This is a genomic window from Paraburkholderia sp. CNPSo 3272, from assembly GCF_024206495.1.
Lineage (GTDB): Bacteria > Pseudomonadota > Gammaproteobacteria > Burkholderiales > Burkholderiaceae > Paraburkholderia.
The window spans coordinates 127555-147247 of record NZ_JAMBPQ010000015.1 but is presented as its reverse complement, the minus strand read 5'-3'; the positions used below and the strand labels follow the sequence as shown (position 1 = coordinate 147247).

Sequence of the window (19693 nt, the reverse complement as noted above, 5' to 3'; positions counted from 1 at the left end):
GCTGCATGCGGCTCGAGGCTTAGACGATGGTGAGCGTCACGTCGATGTTGCCGCGCGTGGCGTTCGAGTAGGGACACACGATATGTGCCTTGTCGACGAGCGCCTGGGCGGCCGCGCGATCCATGCCGGGCAGCGAAATCTTCAGTTCGACTTCAATGCCGAAGCCGTTCGGAATCTGGCCGATGCCGACATTGCCGGTGATCGAGAGATCGGCGGGCAGGGAAATCTTGTCGCGCGCCGAGACGAACTTCATCGCGCCGATGAAACATGCGCTGTAGCCCGCGGCGAAAAGCTGCTCGGGGTTCGTGCCGTCGCCGCCCGCGCCGCCGAGTTCGCGCGGCGTGGTGAGCTTGAGGTCCAGGTTGCTGGCGGGAATGACGGCGCGGCCATCGCGGCCGCCGGTGACGTTGGCTTCGGCGCGGTAGAGGACTTTTTCGATCGACATGACAGGCTCCTTTGAGCAAAGACGGTTCGTTGAAAGTACGGCGGAGTACGACATTCAATTTAGTGGTGCGAGGCGACAACCCTGTGCACCGGGGTCCAGCAGAAGAGCAACGCTTGCGAATTTCCGGTCGTCAATTCCCACATTCTATCTATTGAAAGATAGATTTCCGGCCGTCAAAACACGTTCATGATGCTCCTCCTTCTAGCTATCTATCAGAAGATAGAATTCACGGCCCAACAAAAGGGCGATAAGCCGCCCCTGTTACAGGCAAGAGGAACTTACTAAGCCACGCGCCACATGGCTTCGACATCTTCGAGGCGCGACTTCGTATGGAACAGCCGGCTCGCGAGGACGCTGCCCTGCAAGGCCGCGAACAACGTACGCGCCGAGCTTTCCGGCTTGCCCCTGACGACCAGCGTGCCTTCTTTCGCGCCTTGAGCCAGCACCTCGGTCAGCCAGCTTTCGTTGGCGCGGAAGAACGCCTGCACGGCATGGCGCACGGTTTCCGGCAGCGACTCGATGTCGGCGGCGAGCATGCCGCACAGACAGATCTGGTTGCCGTCGCCCAGCGTCTTGCCGAAGAGCCGCGTGTACGTAGCGAGCTTTTCGCGCGCCGGCAGCGCCGCGTCGATCGACTGCAATCCCGCCATCACTTCGCCGCTGTACTGGCTCACTGCTTCGAGCACCAGGTCGTCTTTCGACGGGAAGTAATAGTGGATGCTCGACGTTTTCACGCCCACCAGTTCTGACAGGTCGCGGTAGCTGAACCCGTTGTACCCGCGCAGCATCATGAGGGTGATGGCGTGGTCGAGAACCTGTTCCCGTACTGTCAGCTTCGTATTCATGGGCTCCAATTTATCTACTGGAAGATAGATTGTCAAGCGCGTCACGAAATAAATTGCGGTGCGCCGGACGCGATGTTCGGGCCGCGTCCGGCGGGGCGACCTCAGATCCCGCGATGCCCGGCGCTGAAAATAAGGCGCAGCCCCAGCGCCCCGATCGCGCCGGCCGCAATGCGGTCGATCCAGCTCTTGGCACGCAGATAGAGATCGCGCGGACGCTGGCTCGAAAAGCATAGCGCGACGACCGTGTACCAGCCGGTTTCGATCCCGAAAACGAGCGGCGGCAGCGCGAAGTAGCACCACAGCGGCGGGTTATGCGGCAGCAGCGCGACGAAGATGCCGCCGTAGGCAATGGCCGTTTTCGGGTTGCTCAACTGGGTGGTCAGGCCGCTCCAGTATGACTTGCCGGGGCGCTCGCCCGGTATGGACGTCCTGCTCATCGTGACGGGCGAGCCCGCGCCGCGCCAGATGCGCGAAGCGATGTAGAGCAGATAGGCGCCGCCTGCGATCTTGAGCGCGGCGTACAGCCAGGCCACGGTGGCGAGCAGGGTGTAGAGCCCGGCGAGTGCAATGCCCGCGAAGCAGATCGCACCGGTGCCCATGCCTAGCGCGGTGGCGACGCCGTCGCGGCGCGAGAGGCCGATCGAGTTGCGCGCGACGAGCACGAAGCTCGGGCCGGGGCTCATGGCCCCGAGCAGGACAGCGAGGAGAATGCTCGCAACGGCGGCGAGAGGAGACATGCTGGCGGCTCCATGCGGGGGGATTTCGGACACTAACATGCGCGCTCAGGCGCCGCGAGGGTTCCCCACGGGCGCCTCGTAATCGTGCCAGCCGCCGCAAGAGTGCTTGGTTATCTTGAGCGATTGTGCGTTTCGCGCTCGCCATTCCAGTGGCGCAGCAGCACGCGCGTCTGTTCCGCGATGCTCTCTTTCAGAAAATCGGCCTTTGCTCTGTCGATGTCGTCCCAGCCGAGCATCGAGAGCGTGGAGCGGCGCGCGATGAAGAAAAGCAGAAACTGCCCGTACAGGCTGAACATGCGCACTACGGTGAGCGGATCGTGGGCCGGCATGCCGGTAATGCGTTCGAGCAGTTCCACGTTGATCGTGTTCAGCGGCGAGCGCACGCGCTCGCGCAGGATTTCCGAGCCGATCTCCGGTTCGCCGCCGCCCTGTTCGCGCGCGAAGAACAGACGCTGATCCGGCCCGTGCTGCTTGACAAAGGAACGGTCGGCCACGGCCGACTGGATGTCGATGAAGGCGTCGATCAGCGTTTCGGTGTCCGCGTTGCGCTCGAGTGCAACGCGCGCGCGCTGCACAGCCGGCTCGAACGACTGCCACGATTCGTCGGCGATCGACTCCGCGCAGGCGCGGTAGAGGCCTTCCTTGTTTTCGAAGTAATACTGCAGCGCCGGCGCATTCACGCCCGCGCGCGCCGCGATGTCACGTGTGGACGCGCCGTCGAAGCCGTGCTGGCCGAACAGGATGATGGCCGCCTCGATGATCTTGCGACGTGTCTCGTCGCCACGCGCATAGCCTCCTTCGGGCGAACGTCGCAGTTTCTTGCCTTCGCTCATGCATTTCCTTTCGTATCCCTGCGAAATATAACACTTGACACAGTTTTTCCAGGTGGAATAATTTTGCCGACTGGAATAAATTGAGATTCAACAACATGTCTACGACTGCAGGCGCGCCCGGACGCGACGTGCCGGACGCCGCCGCTGCACCTGCGCGCAGCGGCGCGAAACGAACCCTTCTGATCCTGCTGGGACTCGCGGCGCTGATCGCCGCAGCGGTGTGGCTGGGCCACTGGTGGATCGTCGGGCGCTTCATCGAATCCACCGACGACGCCTATTTGCAGGCCGACAGCGTGACGATCGCCCCGAAGGTGAGCGGTTATGTGACGGACGTCTACGTGGCCGACAACCAGGCCGTGAAGGCGGGCGATCCGCTCGTGAAGCTCGACGCGCGCCAGTATCAGGTGGCGCTCGACCAGGCGCAGGCCACCGTCGATGCGCGCACGGCGGACATCGAGCATGCGCAGGCACAGATCGAGCAGCAGCGCGCGAACGTCGCGCAGGCACAGGCGCAGCAGGAAGTCGCCCAGGTGAGCCTGCGCCACGCGAACGACGAAGTGGCGCGCTATGCGCCGCTCGCGGCCACAGGTGCGGAAACGACCGAACGGCTTGCCGAACTCAAGAGCGAACGCGATAAGGCGCAAGCCACGCTCGCGGCCGACGCAGCCGCCGTCACGTCCGCACGCTCGCAGATCTCGGCGCTGAACGCGCAGCTCTCGCAGGCGCGCGCGCAGCTCGAGGCGGCGCGTGCGAACGCCGCGCAATCGCAGCTCGACCTCGACAACACCGTGGTGAAGAGCGCGCTCGCGGGCCGGGTGGGCGACCGCACCGTGCGCGTGGGCCAGTACGTTCAGCCAGGTACGCGCATGCTGACCGTCGTGCCGGTGCAGCGCACCTACCTCACGGCGAACTTCAAGGAAACGCAGATCGGCCGCATGCGCGCAGGCCAGCCCGTGGAGCTGCATGTCGACGCGCTACCGGGCCACACGCTGCACGGCGTGGTGGACAGTTTCTCGCCGGGTACGGGCGCGCAGTTCGCACTTTTGCCGCCCGAGAACGCCACCGGCAACTTCACGAAGATCGTGCAGCGAGTGCCGGTGCGCATCCGCCTCGATACCGGGCCCGAAACGCGCAGCGTGCTGCTGCCGGGCATGTCGGTAACCGTCGATGTCGACACGCGCTCCGCGCGTGAGGACGACCGCCGTATCGACCAGGAGAACCACCGTGGCTAAAACGGCTCGCGCAGCGGTGCCCCATCCGCATGGCGAGCGCGCGAGCGCGGCCGACTGGATCGCCGTCGCGGCCGGTGGGCTGGGCGCATTGATGGCCACGCTCGACATTTCCATCACCAACTCGGCGCTGCCGCAGATCCAGGGGCAGATTGGCGCGACGGGCACCGAGGGCACGTGGATCTCCACGGGCTATCTGATGTCCGAGATCGTGATGATTCCGCTCGCCGCATGGCTCACGCGGGTGTTCGGACTGCGAAATTTCCTGCTCGCGAACTCGGCGCTCTTCATCGCCTTTTCGATGATGTGCGGCTGGTCGAACACGCTCGGCATGATGATCGCCGGGCGCATCGGTCAGGGCTTCACGGGCGGCGCGATGATCCCTACCGGCCAGACCATCATCCGCACGCGCCTGCCGCTTTCGCAGTTGCCGGTGGGCATGACGGTGTTCGGTCTGATCGTGCTGCTCGGACCGCTGCTCGGGCCCGTGGTGGGCGGCTGGCTCGCGGAGAATATCAGCTGGAACTGGTGCTTCTTCATCAATTTGCCGGTGTGCCTCGCGCTCATCACGCTGCTTCTCGTCGGGCTCGAACCGGACCGGCCGCACTGGGAAGCCTTTCTCAAGGCGGACTGGCTCGGCATTGCCGGGCTGGCAATGGGCCTGAGTTCGCTGACCGTCGTGCTCGAAGAGGGCCAGCGCGAACGCTGGTTCGAATCGAGCTTCATCGTCACGCTCACATGGGTCTCGCTCGCGGGCATGGCGCTCATCGCGCTTTCGCAGTTCACGGCGAAAAAGCCCATTCTGCGTCTGTCGCTCATGCGCAATCCGCGCTATGCGAGCGTCATCATCATCGTGTTTGCGGTGGGTGCCGGGCTTTATGGCATTTCGTACCTGCTGCCGCAGTTTCTGAGCCTTGTTGCCGGCTACAACGCGCAGCAGTCCGGCGCGATCATGCTGCTTTCGGGGCTGCCCGCTTTCCTCATGATGCCGATTCTGCCGCGCTTGCTGGGCAAGGTGGACTTTCGCATCCTGGTGGTGTCCGGGTTGCTGCTCTTCACGCTGAGCTGCATGCTCGACATTTCGCTCACCGCGCAGAGCGTCGGTCACGATTTCGTCTGGTCGCAGCTCGTGCGCGGCGTGGCGCAAATGCTCGCGATGATGCCGCTGAACCAGGCTTCGATGGCGGCGGTGTCGCGCGAAGATTCCGGCGACGCGGCCGGGCTCTACAACATGGCGCGCAATCTGGGCGGCTCGGTGGGGCTTGCGATCATCGGCACGCTCATCGACCGGCGCGAGGCGTTCCATACGGCCGTGCTGCGCGAATCGCTCAGCGCCAATTCGGTCATCGGCCAGGAGCGCGTGGCCGCGAGCGCGGCCAGCTGGTTCACGCAGACGGGCGACATGGCGCACTCGCAATTGCAGGCGCTCGGCCAGATCGCGGCGCAGATCACGCAGCAATCGATGGTCATCACGTACTCCGAAACATTCTGGGTGCTCGGCATCGCGCTGGCGACGTGCGTGCCGCTCGCGCTCCTGCTCAAGAAGCCGCAGCCTGGCGCACAAGCGCCGTCTGGCGGCCACTGAAGATTATCACTGACTCATGACGGCAACCCGTTCCTCCCGTTATTCCCGAATCTCCTACGCCGCGCTGAGCGCGTTCGCCGCTGCCTGCGCGCTCGCCGCCTGCACCGTCGGCCCCGACTATCGCGGGGCACCGGCCGTCGCGCCGGAAGCGGCGAACGCCGCTTCGTTCCTGCGCACGCCCGCGCAAGGCGTGACGCCCGCGCGTGCACCGAGCCAATGGTGGCTTGCGCTGAACGACCCGCAACTGAACACACTGATCGAAGCAGCGCTCGCCCACAATCCCGATGTGCGCGCGGCGCAGGCGCGTTTGCGCGCTTCGCGCGCGCAACTGCAGCAGCAACGCGCCGCCGAACTGCCGAAGGTCGGCGCGAGCGCGGCGGCGATCCGCATGCGCCAGCCGGACCTGAGCGCCTTGACGTCGTCGAGCAGCAGCTCGGGTCAGGGTGGCTCTTCGGGCGGTGGCCCGATCACGTTCTATACGGCGGGCTTCGATGCCTCGTGGGAAATCGACCTGTTCGGCGGCACGCGCCGCGCCGTGGAAGCGGCGAGCGATGAGGCCGATGCCGTGGACGCCGACCTTGCGGACACCCAGGTATCGCTCGCGGCCGAAGTCGCGCAGGCCTATATCGATCTGCGCGACGAGCAGCAGCGGCTCGCCATCGCGCAACGCACGGCGCAACTGCAGCAGGAGATGCTCACGCTCACCGAACAGCGTCGCGCGGGCGGCACGGCGGCCGAGGTGGACGTGCAGCGGCTCACCACCCAGGTGGAAAACACGCGCTCGACGATTACGCCGCTCGCGGCGCAAGTGGAAATATCGCTGGATCAACTGGCGGTGCTCACCGGCCAGGCGCCAGGCGCGCTGGACGCGGAACTGGCAACGGCGCAGCCGCTGCCCACGATGCCCGCAAGCGTGCCTGTGAGCGATCCCACGACGATGCTCGCGCAGCGCCCCGATATTCGCGCGGCGGAGCGGCGCCTCGCCTCGAGCAACGCGCAGATCGGCGAGCACGTGGCGGACTTCCTGCCCAAACTCACGCTGTTCGGCGACCTCGGCTTTTCGGCGGCGGAGCCGGGGCACCTGTTCCGCAAGAGCAATTTCAGCTGGGTAGGGGCGCCGTATCTACAGTGGAACGTGTTCGACTTCGGGCGCACGCTCGGCGCGGTGCACGGTGCGCAAGCCTCGCGTGACGAAGCCGAAGCGCATTACGAAAAGGCGGTGCTAGCGGCGCTGCAGGACGCCAACGCGTCGCTTTCGCGCTATGGCTATCAGCGCGAGCATCTGGTGACCTTGCAGAAGGTGCAGGTTTCCGCCGAGCGCTCCGCGACGCTCATGCGCCAGCGCTACCGCGCGGGGGCGTCGAGCCTCGTCGATCTGCTCGACACGCAGCGCACGGAATTCGCCGCGCAGCAGAACGTGGTGTCGGGCCAGGCCGATTTGCTCAAGGACTTCGTGTCGCTGCAGAAGAGCCTGGGTCTCGGCTGGCAGACCACCGCGACGGCCACGCCGGAGACGGCCGCTACGCCGGGCTAGCCGGATTCGGCAGGCGCGTGCTCGTGTGCGGCCGGCTCGCGATAGCCGAGCCGCGCCGAGATCGCCGCGCCCGCGCGCTTGAGCAGGGCGACGTAGTGGGCTTTCGTGTCCGCGCCGCAGCGCATGGTCGGAAACGAGATCGAGAGGCCGGCGATCACATGCCCGAAACGGTCGAATACCGGCACCGCCAGGCACTGCAAACCATCTTCCTGCTCTTCGTTGTCTTCGCCGTAGCCTTGCTCGCGTACATGCGGAAGGATGTTCAGCACCGCGTCGGCGGAAGTGAGCGTTTTCTGCGTCGACTTCCTGAATTCCACGTGCGAAAGCGTTTCCTGAGCGTCGGCGGCCGGCATGAACGCGAGCAGCACCTTGCCGATCGCGGTGCTGTGCAGCGGATTGCGCCGCCCGATGCGCGACTGCATGCGCAGGCCGTAATCGCAGTCGATCTTGTGGATGTAGATGATCGCGTCTTCGTCGAACGCGCCGAGATGAACCGCTTCACGCGTGGCTTGCGCAATGCGCCGCATCTCGATGTCGGCCTCGCGCACGAGGTCGACGCTTTCGAGCGCCTTCGCGCCAAGTTCGAACAGCCGGATCGTCAGACGATAACGGTCGGTTTCGACTTCCTGCGCGACGTAGCCCAGGGCCTTCAGCGTTTGCAGCACGCGGTGCACGGTGGTTTTGGAAAGCGCGAGGCGCTGCGAAAGCTCGCTGATGCCGATCGGCCCGTTTTCGCCCAGCGCGCCGAGGATCGCAAACACGCGGTCGATCGACGAGACCGATTCGCCTTTCTCCGTGCCGCCGTCCGTCTCGTTCATAGCGTGCTCCTGTGCGCTGCGCCGCCCCCCAGCCGAATTTGCCGTTTTTTCCACGCTCGCTGCCATTGTCGCCGGTCCATGTGAATCTCTGACGCGAGCATACCGCGTCCCCTGCGCGCCGCGTGGGCTAGCGCGCAAGCCAGCCGCCGTCCACGGCGAGCGTATGGCCGTGAACGTAATTCGCTGCCGACGAGGCGAGAAACACTACGAGGCCTGCGAGATCGTCCGGTTCGCCCCAGCGCGCAGCGGGAAATGCACCCCTTCGCGTGTTCGCTGTTGCGGCTTTGTCTGACTTCCATGCCGTGTCTCCTCCGGATGGGCGTTGCACCGCCTCTCGTGGACTATAGAGCAGTTCGCCTTTTCGGAACGTCGGTCCGCAAATGTTGCGACGCCATAGCATGTTTGCCAAGCGGTCTGCCCAAATAGTGAATCAAGCGGGTAAACATTGATGATTTTCGCCGCAGAAATCGGAACGGCGTTCCTTTCACGCTGCTATCCTGTTTCGGGAAGGGGAGCACCGCGAGAAAAAAGCCGGGACGCGCCAACGTGCCGATCCGGCAACCGGATGCAAAGTCCACGGAGGAGGCATGAAGCTGAAGAAGGCCATAGACCGCATACCAGGCGGCCTGATGCTGGTGCCGCTGCTGCTCGGCGCCTGTGTTCATACGTTCGCGCCGGGCGCGGGCAAATACTTTGGTTCGTTCACCAATGGATTGATCACCGGCACCGTCCCGATTCTCGCGGTGTGGTTCTTCTGCATGGGGGCGACTATCGACCTGCGTGCGACCGGCACCGTGCTGCGCAAGTCCGGCACGCTGCTCGTCACGAAGATGATCGTGGCCTGGGTGGCCACGCTGGTCGCCGCTCACTTCATCCCCGTTGACGGCGTGAAAACCGGACTCTTCGCCGGGCTCTCGGTGCTCGCTATCACGACGTCGATGGACATGACCAACGGCGGTCTCTACGCAGCCGTGATGCAGCAATACGGCACGAAGGAAGAGGCAGGCGCGTTCGTGCTGATGTCGGTCGAGTCGGGGCCGCTCGTCAGCATGATCATTCTCGGCGCGACCGGCGTGGCCTTTTTCGAGCCGCGGCTTTTCGTGGGCGCCGTGCTGCCGTTTCTGATCGGGTTTGCGTTGGGCAATCTCGATAGCGATCTGCGCGAACTGTTCGGCCGCTGCGTGCATCCGCTCATCCCGTTCTTTGGCTTTGCGCTTGGCAACGGCATCGATCTCAACGTGATCGTCACGAGCGGCATTTCGGGTGTGGTGCTCGGGCTCGGCGTGATCGTCGTGACCGGCATTCCGCTGATTCTTGCCGATCGCCTGATTGCGGGCGGCAACGGTGCGGCGGGGCTCGCGGCTTCGTCAACGGCGGGTGCGGCGGTGGCGAATCCGGCCATCATCGGCGAGATGATTCCGCGTTTCAAGCCGCTCGTGCCGGCGGCAACTGCGATGGTCGCCACCGCTTGCCTCGTGACCGCGATCCTTGTGCCGATGCTCACGGCGCTATGGGTGCGCCGCCGCAGCGCGCGCGAGGCGCTGCTCCAGGAACTCATGCAACCGCCCGTGCCGCCAGTGGCCGGGCGCGATGCGCACGTCTGATTCACAGGCGAGGTTCCCGCGCTATGCACGCGCAGGAACCTTGCGTCAGCCGCGTGCCTCCCCGCGCGCCATGCTGGCGAGCACGCCGTCACGGCGAATGAGCGCGTGAAAGAGCGCGGCGCCCAGATGCAACAGCACGGTCGCGTAGAGCGCCATGGCAAGCCAGGTATGCGCGGCACGCAGCCATGCGTAAAGCGTGACGTTGGGCGGCAAGATCGGCGGCAGGTGCACGCCGCCGAACATCACGATGGGATAGCCGCCCGCGGATAGCATCGACCAGCCGATCAGCGGCATGGCGATCATCAACGCATAGAGCACGAGATGCGAGGCGTGCGCGCCAAAGCGCTGCCAGATGGGCAGATCGGCGGGCAAGGGCGGCGCGCCGCGCGTGAGCCGCACGGCCAGGCGAAGCAGCACGAGCGCGAGCAGCGCGATACCCAGCGGCCGGTGGAGCGCGATCAGGGTGTCATGCAACCGCGAGACGGTCGAGACCATCCCCACGCCGACAAACAGCATGGTGACGATCAGGACTGCCATCGACCAGTGCAGCAGGCGCTGGAGCGCGCTGAAGTGTTGGCCCGGTTGTTTCATGGCTGCGCGCCTCCATGCGTTTGCGCGAGGTTGGCTTCCTCGCGTGTGCGTCGATTGAACGAAACGGCATACGCTGCCGAACGGGCGGCGAGCAAGGGGTCGTCCGAAGGCTTCAGGCCGTTGGGCAGGATGGTCGGATCGTAGTTCACGTCGCGGCACATGCCGTTGGCTTGCGGCTCGGCGCGCTGCAAGACCAGCGTGCCGGCGTCGATCTGCTGGCGGTCCGCGGGCCATGACAGCGTGGCGTCGTTCGTGGGGTCGCCCGGTGCGGCGACCGCGAGCACCAAATGCCAGCGTAGCGGTCCTCCGGCGAAACGCGTGGAGAAGTCGTCGGCGAGGAGGTTCGGATTGGCCTTTTCTGCCGCGGTTTGCGGTGCATAAGCCACTTCGGGCACGGTCTGCCAGCGCACGGCGTGCTGGTTGCCCGCGGCATCGGTCGCGATGAACGCGTTGACGCTGTAGAACGCCGTATTCGCGAAACTGGAGGAGGGCGGGTGCGCCTTGAGCCACTGGCGGAACGGCAGCGTTTCCGGGTTCGCCTGGAAGAAGGCGTCGAGCTTCGCGGGATCGGGCTTGCCCGTCGCCGGGTCCGGCTTCGAGGCGACTAGCTGGCTATAGAACTGCTTCGGGGTGCGAACGACGAAGATGGGCACGGAATTCATGCCGGTGCGCCACTGCTCGCCGTCCTGCAGCTGGAACAGCAACGCCATGCTGCGCACGGGCGTGCTCGCGTCCGGCGCGCCGGGGTTGCTGCCGGGAATGGCGAAGCGTCCGATCACGGGTGTGCGTCCTGGCGCGAACACCGCTGCTCGCGAGACCTGCGCGCCGTTGCCGTTGCTTTCGAACCAGCCTTCCACGCAAAGCCCCTTGGCGTGGTTGCGCCGATAGCCCGTGTGGATGCCGTAGTTCGACTCGAACGTATTGATGATATGTGGCGCGGTGATGCGCTTCGGCGTGAGCCAGCCGGCCGTCCATGCAAATGCCGCGCCAGCGCAACCCACCACCACCGCAATGGCCGCGAGCCGGCACGGCACGCAGATCGTGGCGCGGCTCACGGGCGGGCTCCTATGCGCGCGCGCGGCAATGCATGCGAAAGCGAAATGTGTACGAGTGTATGCATGATGGATCCGGTCGATGGCCCGAGGGTCGCTACTGGCGTCAACAACACGGCACTGCGTTTTATTCCATGCGCGAAGCGAATTCGTGCAACCATGCCAAGGCGGTCGTGCTTACAGTGCTGAAAGCGTTGAGCGGGCCAGGTGGGCGAAGGAGACAGCGATGCTGACTGGCGGCTGTTTATGCGGCAAGGTCCGCTATCAGATTTCGGCTGCGCCGGTTGGCAGTACCGTATGCCATTGCGTGGATTGCCGGCGCGCAACCGGCGCGCCGTTCGTCGGCTGGCTCAGCGTGCCGTGGAGCGCGTTTCGTCTCGTTGCGGGCGCAACGAAAGCGCATGAATCGAGTCCGGGTGTCGAGCGCGCGTTCTGCGCCGATTGCGGCACGCCGCTCACGTACCGGCACGCGGCGTTCGCGGGCGAGATCGACATCGCGACAGGCACGCTCGATCGTCCCGACGACGCGCCGCCCGACAATCACAGCTGGACCTCGCAAAAGCTGGCGTGGGTGCAACTCACGGACGGCTTGCCGCAATATCCGCGTGCGCTTCCCGGACCCTAAGCCGGGAAAGCGCGCGTTTTCAGCGTGCAGCGATCAACGATGCTCGGTCACGAACTTCGTGACGAGATAGGCTTCCATCGCTTCGCTGCCGCCTTCCGAGCCGTAACCCGAATCCTTCACGCCGCCGAACGGCGTTTCCGGCAGGGCGAGGCCGTGATGGTTGATCGACAGCATGCCGGTTTCCACGTCGTCGGAGAGAGCGGCCGAGGTCGCGCTCGAACGCGTGTAGGCGTACGCGGCGAGACCGTACGGCAGACGGTTCGCTTCGACGATCGCGTCCTTGTAGCTCGAAAAACGCGAGATCGGCGCGATCGGGCCGAACGGCTCTTCGTTCATGATGCGCGCGGAGAGCGGCACGTCGGTGAGCACGGTCGGCGCGAAGAAGTAGCCTTCGCGGCCCACGCGTTCGCCGCCCGTCAGCACCTTCGCGCCCTGTTCGCGCGCGTCGGCCACGAGACGTTCCATGGCGGCGAGGCGGCGGTCGTTCGCGAGCGGGCCCATCTGCACGCCGTCTTCGAGACCGTTCCCCACCTTGATCGCGCGCGTCGTCGCGACGAAGTGCTCGACGAACTCGTCGTACGCGGCGTCTTCCACCATGAAGCGCGTGGGCGAGATGCACACCTGGCCCGCGTTGCGGAACTTCGCGCTCGCGAGCAGCTTGGCGGCGCGCGGCACGTCGGCGTCGGCGAACACGATGGCGGGGGCGTGGCCCCCCAGTTCCATCGTGGCGCGCTTCATATGCTCGCCGGCCTTCGAGGCGAGCAGCTTGCCCACCGGCGTCGAGCCCGTGAACGAGATCTTGCGGATCGCCGGATGCGCGATCAGGTACGACGATACTTCCGCGGGCACGCCGAACACGAGGTTCAGCACGCCTGCGGGCAGGCCCGCGTCGGCGAATACCTTCACGAGTTCGGCGCAGCTGGCCGGCGTTTCTTCCGGTCCCTTGAGCACGACGGTACAGCCCGAGGCGAGCGCGGCCGACACCTTGCGAACGGCCTGATTGAGCGGGAAGTTCCAGGGCGTGAACGCGGCGACCGGGCCCACCGGCTCGCGCGTGACGATCTGGCGAACGGCGTCAGAGCGCGAGGGAATTACGCGGCCATAGGTGCGGCGGCCTTCTTCGGCGAACCAGTCGATCGTATCGCCGCCCGCGAGCGTTTCGAGCTTCGCTTCGCCAAACGGCTTGCCCTGTTCGCGCGTCATGATCGCGGCGATGTCGTCTGCGCGGTCGCGCAGCAGTTGCGCGGCGCGGCGCATGAGCTTGCTGCGCTCGAGCGGCGAGACCTTGCGCCATTCGCGGAAGGCGCGCTCGGCCGCGGTGGCCGCATCCGAAAGATCCTGCTCGCTCGCGAGGCTCAGGCGGCCGATTTCCGCTTCGGTCGCGGGGTCGATCACGGCAATCGTCTTCGCACCGGCGCGCCATGCGCCGTCGATGTAGATCTGGGTGTCGGGATAGGGCTTCACGCTGGAACTCATGATGGGACGGTCCTTGTCAACGGTTCGACGACAGGCTCTCGCCGCGCGCACGGCAATGCGCGCAGGCGGGCGCCGGAAAATGCGGAGCGCTCATTGTGCCACTGGATCGCCGAGGCTGCAGGGCGTGCAAAAGGCCCAGGCGGCGTTGGCCCTTTTTAACCCACGTTCCTAGACGCTGCGCACAGGCAAAAAAAACGGCGCCCGAAGGCGCCGCATCCAGGGAAACAGAAAAGAAATCGTCAGACCGTGGCTTGCGTCGGGCTCAGCCCAGCTTTGTGACCGGTGCAACGGCCGCGGGGTCGCTGATGCTCGGCCGGCCGTTCTCGATGTGTCCGGCGAAGCGCCACGCGAACGTGGCGTCGTCGCGGCTCGTGACCGTGAGGTCGTACCAGTGATGGCTCGAGGCGAGGACCCAGACTTCGTCGATCTGCGCGCCGGCCGGCACGACCACGTTGCGCTCGTGTGCGCCATAGGCGTTGTCGCTCACGTTCAGGTGCGCGACGCTGCTGCCCGCGTTCGAGAACCTGAGGAAGAGGTTGCCGTTGGCCACGTCGTAGTGCGCCGTCACGGCGGGCGCCGGTGCGCGGCCCGACTTGCCCGGACCCGATTGCGCGGCCGTGCCCGCAAAGCGGCGCAGGAAGCCGTTCGGGCCATGTACTTCGAACGCATAGACGCCGTTCGTCGCGGCGAGGCCCCACGTGTCGTCGAGCGACTTGCCCGCCTCGACCGTATAGCGCCACGGACCGTCGCTGCGGTTCGTGCCGTACACGTAGAAATGCGCGCCCTGGCGGCCCTTGTTCGCGAACGTGATCGACAGCGTGTTGTTCTGCGCTTCGGCTTTCCCGTTCACATGAAGCTCGTAGGGCAGCGCACGCGCGTAGCGCACGCCGGGCTCCTGCGCATCGATCGGCAGCGGCGTGGCCGGCACCGTGGGCGCCGAGTTGGCCGAGCACTGGTTGTCGGCGAGCGCCATGTAGTTGCTCGTGTCGGGCAGCGTGGGCATGGTGGCGTCGGGTGTGCGGAAGTCGAAGCACGTGGTGAGGTCGCCGCACACCGCGCGGCGCCACGCCGTGATGTTGGGCTCCTGGACGCCGAAACGCGCCTCGATGAAGCGGATCACCGACGTGTGGTCGAACACCTGCGAGCAGACGAAGCCGCCCTTGGTCCACGGCGAGACGACCGTCATCGGCACGCGCGGTCCGAGGCCGTAGGGCAGGCCGTCGGCGGTGTACTTGCCGCCGCGCAGCGGATTGACCACGTTGTGGATCTCGCCGTCGACGCTCACCGTCGACTTGCCCTGGGTGGACGTCGTGGGCGGCTGCGGCGGCACGATATGGTCGAAGAAGCCGTCGTTCTCGTCATACATGATGAAGAGCACGGTCTTGCTCCACACGTCGGGGTTCGAAGTCAGGGCTTCGATGATCTGCGAGGTGTATTCCGCGCCATAGGCCGGCGTGTACTTCGGGTGCTCCGAGAACGCCGCCGGCGGCAGCAGCCACGAGACTTGCGGCAAATTGTTCTGGAGTACGTCGTTTTTCAGATCGGCGATGGTGCGCGCCGTTTGCGCGCGCTGGTAGAGCGCCGAGCCGGGCTGCGCGTTGATGAAGTTCGCGAAGTTCTGCAGGATGTTGGTGCCGTAGTTGCCGTTCAGCGGGTCGCTGCCGTTCGTGCCCTGCTGGTAGATCTGCCAGGAGATGCCGGCGGCCTGCAGGCGCTCCGGGTAGGTCGTCCACGAAAGCAGTTGATACGTGGGCGGCACGTCGCCGTCCACGAAGTCGTTGTTGTCGAGCAGCGGGCCGCCCATCGTGCCGGTCGGATCGACCATGCCGGTCATCAGATACGAGCGGTTCGGGTGCGTCGGGCCAGGCAGCGAGCAGAAGTAGTTGTCGCACACCGTGAAGGCGTCGGCCAGCGCGTAGTGGAACGGAATGTCCGCGCGCAGGTAATAGCCCATCGTCATGTCGGTCTTGTACTGCGGCCACTGGTTGTACAGACCGTTGTTGATCGCGTACTGCGTCGGGTACCACGAGTGGTCGAGGTCGCCCACGCATTGCGCGCTCGTCTTGAACGTATCGAGGTGGAACGGCAGCACGGGCTTCGTGGCGTCTTCCTTCGAAGGCTGATACCACACCGGCAGGCCGCCCGGCAGCGCAATGGGCAGGCGGTCGTTATAGCCGCGCACGCCGCGCATATGGCCGAAGTAGTGGTCGAACGAACGGTTCTCCTGCATGAACACGACGATGTGCTCGACATCGCGGATCGTGCCCGTGCGCGAATTGGCCGGAATGGCCAGCGCATTGCGGATCGATTCGGGAAGAACGGTCATCGCTGCGGCGGCGGCGCCCGATTGCGCGACGGTCTGCAGGAAACGGCGACGGCTGTTTGACGTCATTGTTGCTCACCTTTCTGCTTGGGGTTGGAGTGTCGTGCCCGACGGCGTACTCGCGCGAGGGCACGCAGGTGCAATGCTTCAATGGCTGGATGTTGCGGGACTGCTGGAATCGTTGCCGTTGCTGGCCTGGGTCTGCACGCTGTCTCCAGGCGCGTAGCTCAGGACCGGCGTGACTTGGTCGCTGTCGGCGGCGAGGCTGGCCTGTGCGCCTTGCACGGGGTCACTCGCGGTGTTCGCGGCGGTTGCCGCGTTCGCGCCATAAGCGGGTATGGCGCTCGGGTTCGTCGAGGTGCTTGTCGACGTGTTCGTCGTGGCGTTCGCCGACGTGTTCGTGTCGGGTGTCGGCAACGGCGTTATGCGCGCGCTATTCGCCAATGGCGATTGCGATTGCGTTGCGGCGCTCTGGTTTTCCGTTGTATCCGGCGTCGATGAAGCTGCCGACGAGCCGTAGCCCGGGCCGCATGCATCGAGCATGATGGTTGCGAGTACAACGATCGACGCGGTCGACAGGGTCGTCGACACGCGGTTGGGAAGGCGTATTCTCATGGGCGCATCCGTTCTGTGGGGATGGGTCGCGCACAGTTTCGCCGTCGATGAAGAAAGAATTGTGAAACGCACGAAAACGTTTGCAGGCGATGAATTTCCTTTGCAAACGTGGTGCACGAAAAGCATTCGCTGCCGGTTGTGAGCTAACGAAATGCTTTCATTTCGCGGAGCCGTTTTCGTGAGCCGGACGCAGCACGTCGGTCGCGCGATGCGGCATCTCGACTTGATCGATCAGGAACACTTCGCCGCGCGAGTGCTCCGTGCGCAGCGGCAGGATCGCCTGGTAGGCGCTCGAGCGATACCACGCGCGCGCGATCTCGCGGCTCGCGAATTCGATCATGATGAGGTCGCCGGAAAACTTGCCCTCGAGCCGCTCCACGCGGCCTCCGTGGATGACGAAGCGGCCGCCGTAAGGGGCGAGCGTGGTGTCGATTTTCTCCAGATATTCGACGATGGCGGGGCAAGGCTCGACGTCGCGCAGATGGGCAATGGCGTAGGCGGTCATGGGGGGTCTCGTGCGTGTGAAAGGGTGGGTCCACGCTTGCGAGAATAGGGCGCGCCGGGCAGGGAATCGATTACCTGGGAGGTAAAGGCGCGGGAGCGGCGGGCGTAGGCTGAAGGCGTGCGGCGGGGTAAAATACCCGTCATCCGCACTCCGGATCGAGACGTATTCGTTTTCCGCCATCGTCGCCATGAACCCGTCACCCGAGAATAAACCCGCGCGCAAGCAGCCGCCCAAGTGGCTGTTGAACACCCTCACGGCGCTCGTTGGCGTGCTCACGCTCGCGCTGGGTATCGGCTGGATCGTCTACAAGTGGGTCGTCGATCTGGAGATTCCGTACTTCGCCATTCCGCTCGTGATGTGCGTGCCGGTGATCGCCGCCGTGGCGTTCCGCAACATCTGGGATTGAGGCGCGCGAGCGCCTTTCTCGTCCCCCGATACCCCACGAATTCTCAAACGCCGAAGCGCTCCGCGCACGCCGCGCGCACGCGCTCCACTACGGCGCTCCACGCTTCATCCATGCGCTGGCGGAACAGGCGCATCGTGCCTGGATACCACGGCGAATCTTCGCGCTCGTGCATCCAGCGCCAGTCGAGGTCGTGCTGCGGCAGCAGCACCCAGCACGGCTTGCCGAGCGACGCCGCCAGATGCGCCGTCGACGTATCCACGCAGATCACGAGATCGAGCAGCGCGATGATCGCCGCGGTATCGACGAAATCGCGCACCTCGGTGCCGAGGTGCAGCAGCGGCAGGCTCGCTGGCGGATTCAGCGCTTCATCTTCTCCCTCGCCTTTTTGCAGGCTCACGAACTGCACGCCCCGCAGGTTCCAGAGCGGCGCGAGCGCGGCAAGCGAGGGCAGCGAGCGGTGCGCGTCGTTGAAATGCTTCGGGTTGCCCTTCCAGACGATGCCAATGCGCGGCCCCGGCGCGAGCGTGGCGAGGCGCGCGCGCCAGTGCTCGACGAGCGCGGGCTCGGGCGTATGAACGAGCGGCGCGGGGATCGTCTCTAGCGTCGTGCCCAGGCGGTGGGGCACGCTGATCGGGCTCACCCAGTAGTCGAACTGGCCGGCTGCCGCCGCGCCGGCTTCATGGCCGAGCACGGCGTCGATGCCGTCCACGCCGCGAAAGAGCCGCTGCAGCGGCGGCTGGCAGGCGAACGCGACGTGCGCCGCGCCCTGCGTCTTGAGCACGCGCGCATAGCGGCCGAATTGCAGCATGTCGCCGAGGCCGTCCTCCTGCCATAGCAGCAGCGCTTTGCCGGCGAGCGGCTCGCCCTGCCATGCGGGACATTGCAGCAGACGCTGCGTCGCGTGATGCACGAAGCCGGGCATGGTGTAGCGGCACTCGTAGCGCGCGAAGCCTTCTTCGAAACGGCCCATGCTGATCAGCAGCGTGGCCAGGCGGAATTTCGCATCGCCGTATTCCGGGTTCGCGTCGAGCGCTCGGCGGTAGCCGGCCTCGGCTTCGTCGAGCCGGCCGTATTCCTTGTGCAGGCTCGCGATATTGAAGTGCGCCTCGGCGAAGTCGGGCCGCACGGCGATGGCTTCGTGGAGCACCTCGAGCGCTTCGGCGCGGCGCCTGAGCGCCATCAGCACACAGGCGAGATTGTTATAAGCCTCGACGCGGCCCGGCATGCGGCGCAGCGTCTCGCGATACGCCGCCTCGGCCTCGGCCAGCCGCTCGAGCGTATGCAGCGCCACGCCGAGGTTGTAATGCGCTTCGGCGTGGTTCGGCGCGAGTGCGAGCGTCTGGCGAAAAGCCACCTCCGCCTCGGGCACGCGCTTGAGGTCGGTGAGCACGCAACCGAGGTTGTTCAGCGCATCGATGAAGTTGGGGCGAATCTGCAGCGCGAGGCGCACCGCGAGTTCCGCTTCGGTGAGCTTGCCAGATGCCTTCAGCAGCGTGGCGAGATTGTTGAGCGCCTCCGGATACTGCGGGTGGATCAGCAGCGCCTGGCGAAAGGCCTCGGCGGCTTCGTCGCCGCGCGCTTGATCCCGCAGCAGTGTACCCAGCGCGTTGTACGCCTTCGCATGGCGCTCATTCGCGGCGATGGCGCCGCGAAACGCGCTTTCGGCTTCTGCGTGGCGGCCTTGGCCCTGCAGCAGGAGGCCAAGGTTGTAGTGGGCGTCGGCGTGATCTGGCCGGTCCGCGAGCACGGCGCGAAAGGCGGCTTGCGCTTCGGCGTGGCGCCCCTGGCGCTGCAGGACGACGCCCAGGTTGCTGCGCGCGTCGGCGTCGGCGGGCGTGAGGGTCAGCAGCCGTTCATAGAGCGCCTGGGCCGGATTGAGGACGCCAAGCGCCGCAAAGAGTGCGGCGAGGCCGCTGTACGCCTGCGCGAAGTCGGGCTTTGCCGCGAGGCAGCGCTGCCACAACGCCTGGGCGCGTGCCGCGTCGCCCGTGCCCATGGCGCCCAGGGCCGCGAGATTGAGCGCCGGTGCCAGCGCGGCCTCGTCCGTGGCCCCCGGTTGGCCGCCGACATGCGGTTCGAGCAACGCAAGCGCGTCGGCAAAGCGGTGCGCTTCGCAGTGCGCATTGGCTTCGCGCAGGATGTCGTCGAGGGCGGGCGCGAGGGGCGTCGAAATGGTCACAGTGAAAATCGTAAGGGACGGGGCGCGGCGCGTGGGCGACACGGACAATGCGGCAGTGTCGAGATTACGACAGCTCGTGCTCAGTCAACGGCGCGAATTGAGCGCATCCGGTGCGCTTATTCGGGCGATGAGCGCATCTGGCCCGCAAAACCTTGCAGATGGCTTGCAAAATGGGGCGAGCGCCGTGGATAGGCGCGTAAGCGTTTTAAGCGCTTGCGCGCGCAGAAACGGGTAGATCGTCACCATGAGCCGATCTACCCGATCGATTCGAATTCCGAACGATTCGTCATC

General features: G+C 65.6%; 19 protein-coding genes. 6 read left to right on the top strand and 13 right to left on the bottom strand.

What is annotated here, in order from left to right:
- Positions 1-19: 19 nt before the first annotated feature.
- The 4 genes from M3I53_RS19940 to M3I53_RS19925 form a co-directional block, all read right to left on the bottom strand.
- A complete protein-coding gene (locus M3I53_RS19940) occupies positions 20-445 on the bottom strand; it encodes an organic hydroperoxide resistance protein (RefSeq protein ID WP_254317596.1) in 426 nt (141 codons plus the stop codon).
- Between the two features lie 281 nt (positions 446-726).
- Complete coding sequence (locus M3I53_RS19935) at positions 727-1290, bottom strand: TetR/AcrR family transcriptional regulator (RefSeq protein WP_254317595.1); 564 nt, start codon at positions 1288-1290, stop codon at positions 727-729.
- A 101-nt stretch (positions 1291-1391) separates the two neighbouring features.
- Positions 1392-2027: a LysE family translocator gene (locus tag M3I53_RS19930; protein WP_254317594.1), complete on the bottom strand. Its 636-nt coding sequence runs from the start codon at positions 2025-2027 to the stop codon at positions 1392-1394.
- A 110-nt stretch (positions 2028-2137) separates the two neighbouring features.
- Entirely contained in the window at positions 2138-2860 is a 723-nt protein-coding gene (locus tag M3I53_RS19925) for a CerR family C-terminal domain-containing protein (protein WP_254317593.1), read from the bottom strand.
- A gap of 95 nt (positions 2861-2955) precedes the next feature.
- On the opposite strand from M3I53_RS19925, the gene M3I53_RS19920 reads away from it, so the two are divergent.
- Genes M3I53_RS19920 through M3I53_RS19910 form a run of 3 tightly spaced genes read left to right on the top strand, consistent with a single transcriptional unit; the run spans position 2956 to position 7208 of the window.
- Positions 2956-4092 carry an HlyD family secretion protein gene (locus M3I53_RS19920; protein ID WP_254317592.1) on the top strand — a complete coding sequence of 379 codons (1137 nt, stop codon included), beginning with the start codon at positions 2956-2958 and terminating at the stop codon, positions 4090-4092.
- On the top strand, positions 4028-5674 hold the full coding sequence (locus tag M3I53_RS19915) for an MDR family MFS transporter (protein ID WP_375542558.1): 1647 nt from the start codon (positions 4028-4030) through the stop codon (positions 5672-5674). Before M3I53_RS19920 ends, M3I53_RS19915 begins: the two co-directional genes overlap by 65 nt.
- 16 nt (positions 5675-5690) lie before the next feature.
- Positions 5691-7208, top strand: a complete 1518-nt coding sequence (locus M3I53_RS19910; protein WP_254317590.1) for an efflux transporter outer membrane subunit — start codon at positions 5691-5693, stop codon at positions 7206-7208.
- Here M3I53_RS19910 and kdgR read toward each other — a convergent pair.
- Both kdgR and M3I53_RS38230 read right to left on the bottom strand, forming a co-directional pair.
- A complete protein-coding gene (gene kdgR / locus M3I53_RS19905; protein WP_254317589.1) occupies positions 7205-8026 on the bottom strand; it encodes a DNA-binding transcriptional regulator KdgR in 822 nt (273 codons plus the stop codon). The genes M3I53_RS19910 and kdgR overlap by 4 nt on opposite strands.
- A gap of 127 nt (positions 8027-8153) precedes the next feature.
- On the bottom strand, positions 8154-8426 hold the full coding sequence (locus tag M3I53_RS38230) for an SDR family oxidoreductase (RefSeq protein ID WP_302057753.1): 273 nt from the start codon (positions 8424-8426) through the stop codon (positions 8154-8156).
- A gap of 187 nt (positions 8427-8613) precedes the next feature.
- On the opposite strand from M3I53_RS38230, the gene kdgT reads away from it, so the two are divergent.
- On the top strand, positions 8614-9630 hold the full coding sequence (gene kdgT / locus M3I53_RS19895) for a 2-keto-3-deoxygluconate transporter (protein WP_254317588.1): 1017 nt from the start codon (positions 8614-8616) through the stop codon (positions 9628-9630).
- A 45-nt stretch (positions 9631-9675) separates the two neighbouring features.
- Here kdgT and M3I53_RS19890 read toward each other — a convergent pair whose 3' ends face one another.
- Positions 9676-10221, bottom strand: coding sequence for a cytochrome b (locus M3I53_RS19890; RefSeq protein WP_254317587.1), 546 nt, complete (start codon positions 10219-10221; stop codon positions 9676-9678).
- Complete coding sequence (locus M3I53_RS19885) at positions 10218-11276, bottom strand: catalase family peroxidase (RefSeq protein WP_254317586.1); 1059 nt, start codon at positions 11274-11276, stop codon at positions 10218-10220. The genes M3I53_RS19890 and M3I53_RS19885 overlap by 4 nt, the downstream gene beginning before the upstream one ends.
- A gap of 223 nt (positions 11277-11499) precedes the next feature.
- Here M3I53_RS19885 and M3I53_RS19880 point away from each other — a divergent pair, with 223 nt between their 5' ends.
- Positions 11500-11898 (top strand): GFA family protein, encoded by a 399-nt coding sequence (locus M3I53_RS19880; protein ID WP_254317585.1) that lies wholly within the window; start codon positions 11500-11502, stop codon positions 11896-11898.
- Between the two features lie 33 nt (positions 11899-11931).
- Here the strand turns inward: M3I53_RS19880 and M3I53_RS19875 are convergent, their stop codons facing one another.
- The 4 genes from M3I53_RS19875 to M3I53_RS19860 all read right to left on the bottom strand — a co-directional run bounded on the left by M3I53_RS19875 (position 11932) and on the right by M3I53_RS19860 (position 16817).
- Entirely contained in the window at positions 11932-13374 is a 1443-nt protein-coding gene (locus tag M3I53_RS19875; RefSeq protein ID WP_254317584.1) for an NAD-dependent succinate-semialdehyde dehydrogenase, read from the bottom strand.
- 262 nt (positions 13375-13636) lie between these two features.
- Positions 13637-15766 (bottom strand): phosphocholine-specific phospholipase C, encoded by a 2130-nt coding sequence (locus tag M3I53_RS19870; RefSeq protein ID WP_254317583.1) that lies wholly within the window; start codon positions 15764-15766, stop codon positions 13637-13639.
- 78 nt (positions 15767-15844) lie between these two features.
- Positions 15845-16312 (bottom strand): hypothetical protein, encoded by a 468-nt coding sequence (locus M3I53_RS19865; RefSeq protein ID WP_254317582.1) that lies wholly within the window; start codon positions 16310-16312, stop codon positions 15845-15847.
- Between the two features lie 157 nt (positions 16313-16469).
- Positions 16470-16817 carry a DUF1330 domain-containing protein gene (locus tag M3I53_RS19860; protein ID WP_254317581.1) on the bottom strand — a complete coding sequence of 116 codons (348 nt, stop codon included), beginning with the start codon at positions 16815-16817 and terminating at the stop codon, positions 16470-16472.
- 187 nt (positions 16818-17004) lie between these two features.
- On the opposite strand from M3I53_RS19860, the gene M3I53_RS19855 reads away from it, so the two are divergent.
- The gene (locus tag M3I53_RS19855; RefSeq protein ID WP_254317580.1) at positions 17005-17223 is read left to right on the top strand and encodes a hypothetical protein; all 219 of its coding nucleotides are present in this window, start codon (positions 17005-17007) and stop codon (positions 17221-17223) included.
- A 43-nt stretch (positions 17224-17266) separates the two neighbouring features.
- Here the strand turns inward: M3I53_RS19855 and M3I53_RS19850 are convergent, their stop codons facing one another.
- On the bottom strand, positions 17267-19402 hold the full coding sequence (locus M3I53_RS19850) for a tetratricopeptide repeat protein (protein ID WP_254317579.1): 2136 nt from the start codon (positions 19400-19402) through the stop codon (positions 17267-17269).
- Positions 19403-19693: the final 291 nt, after the last annotated feature.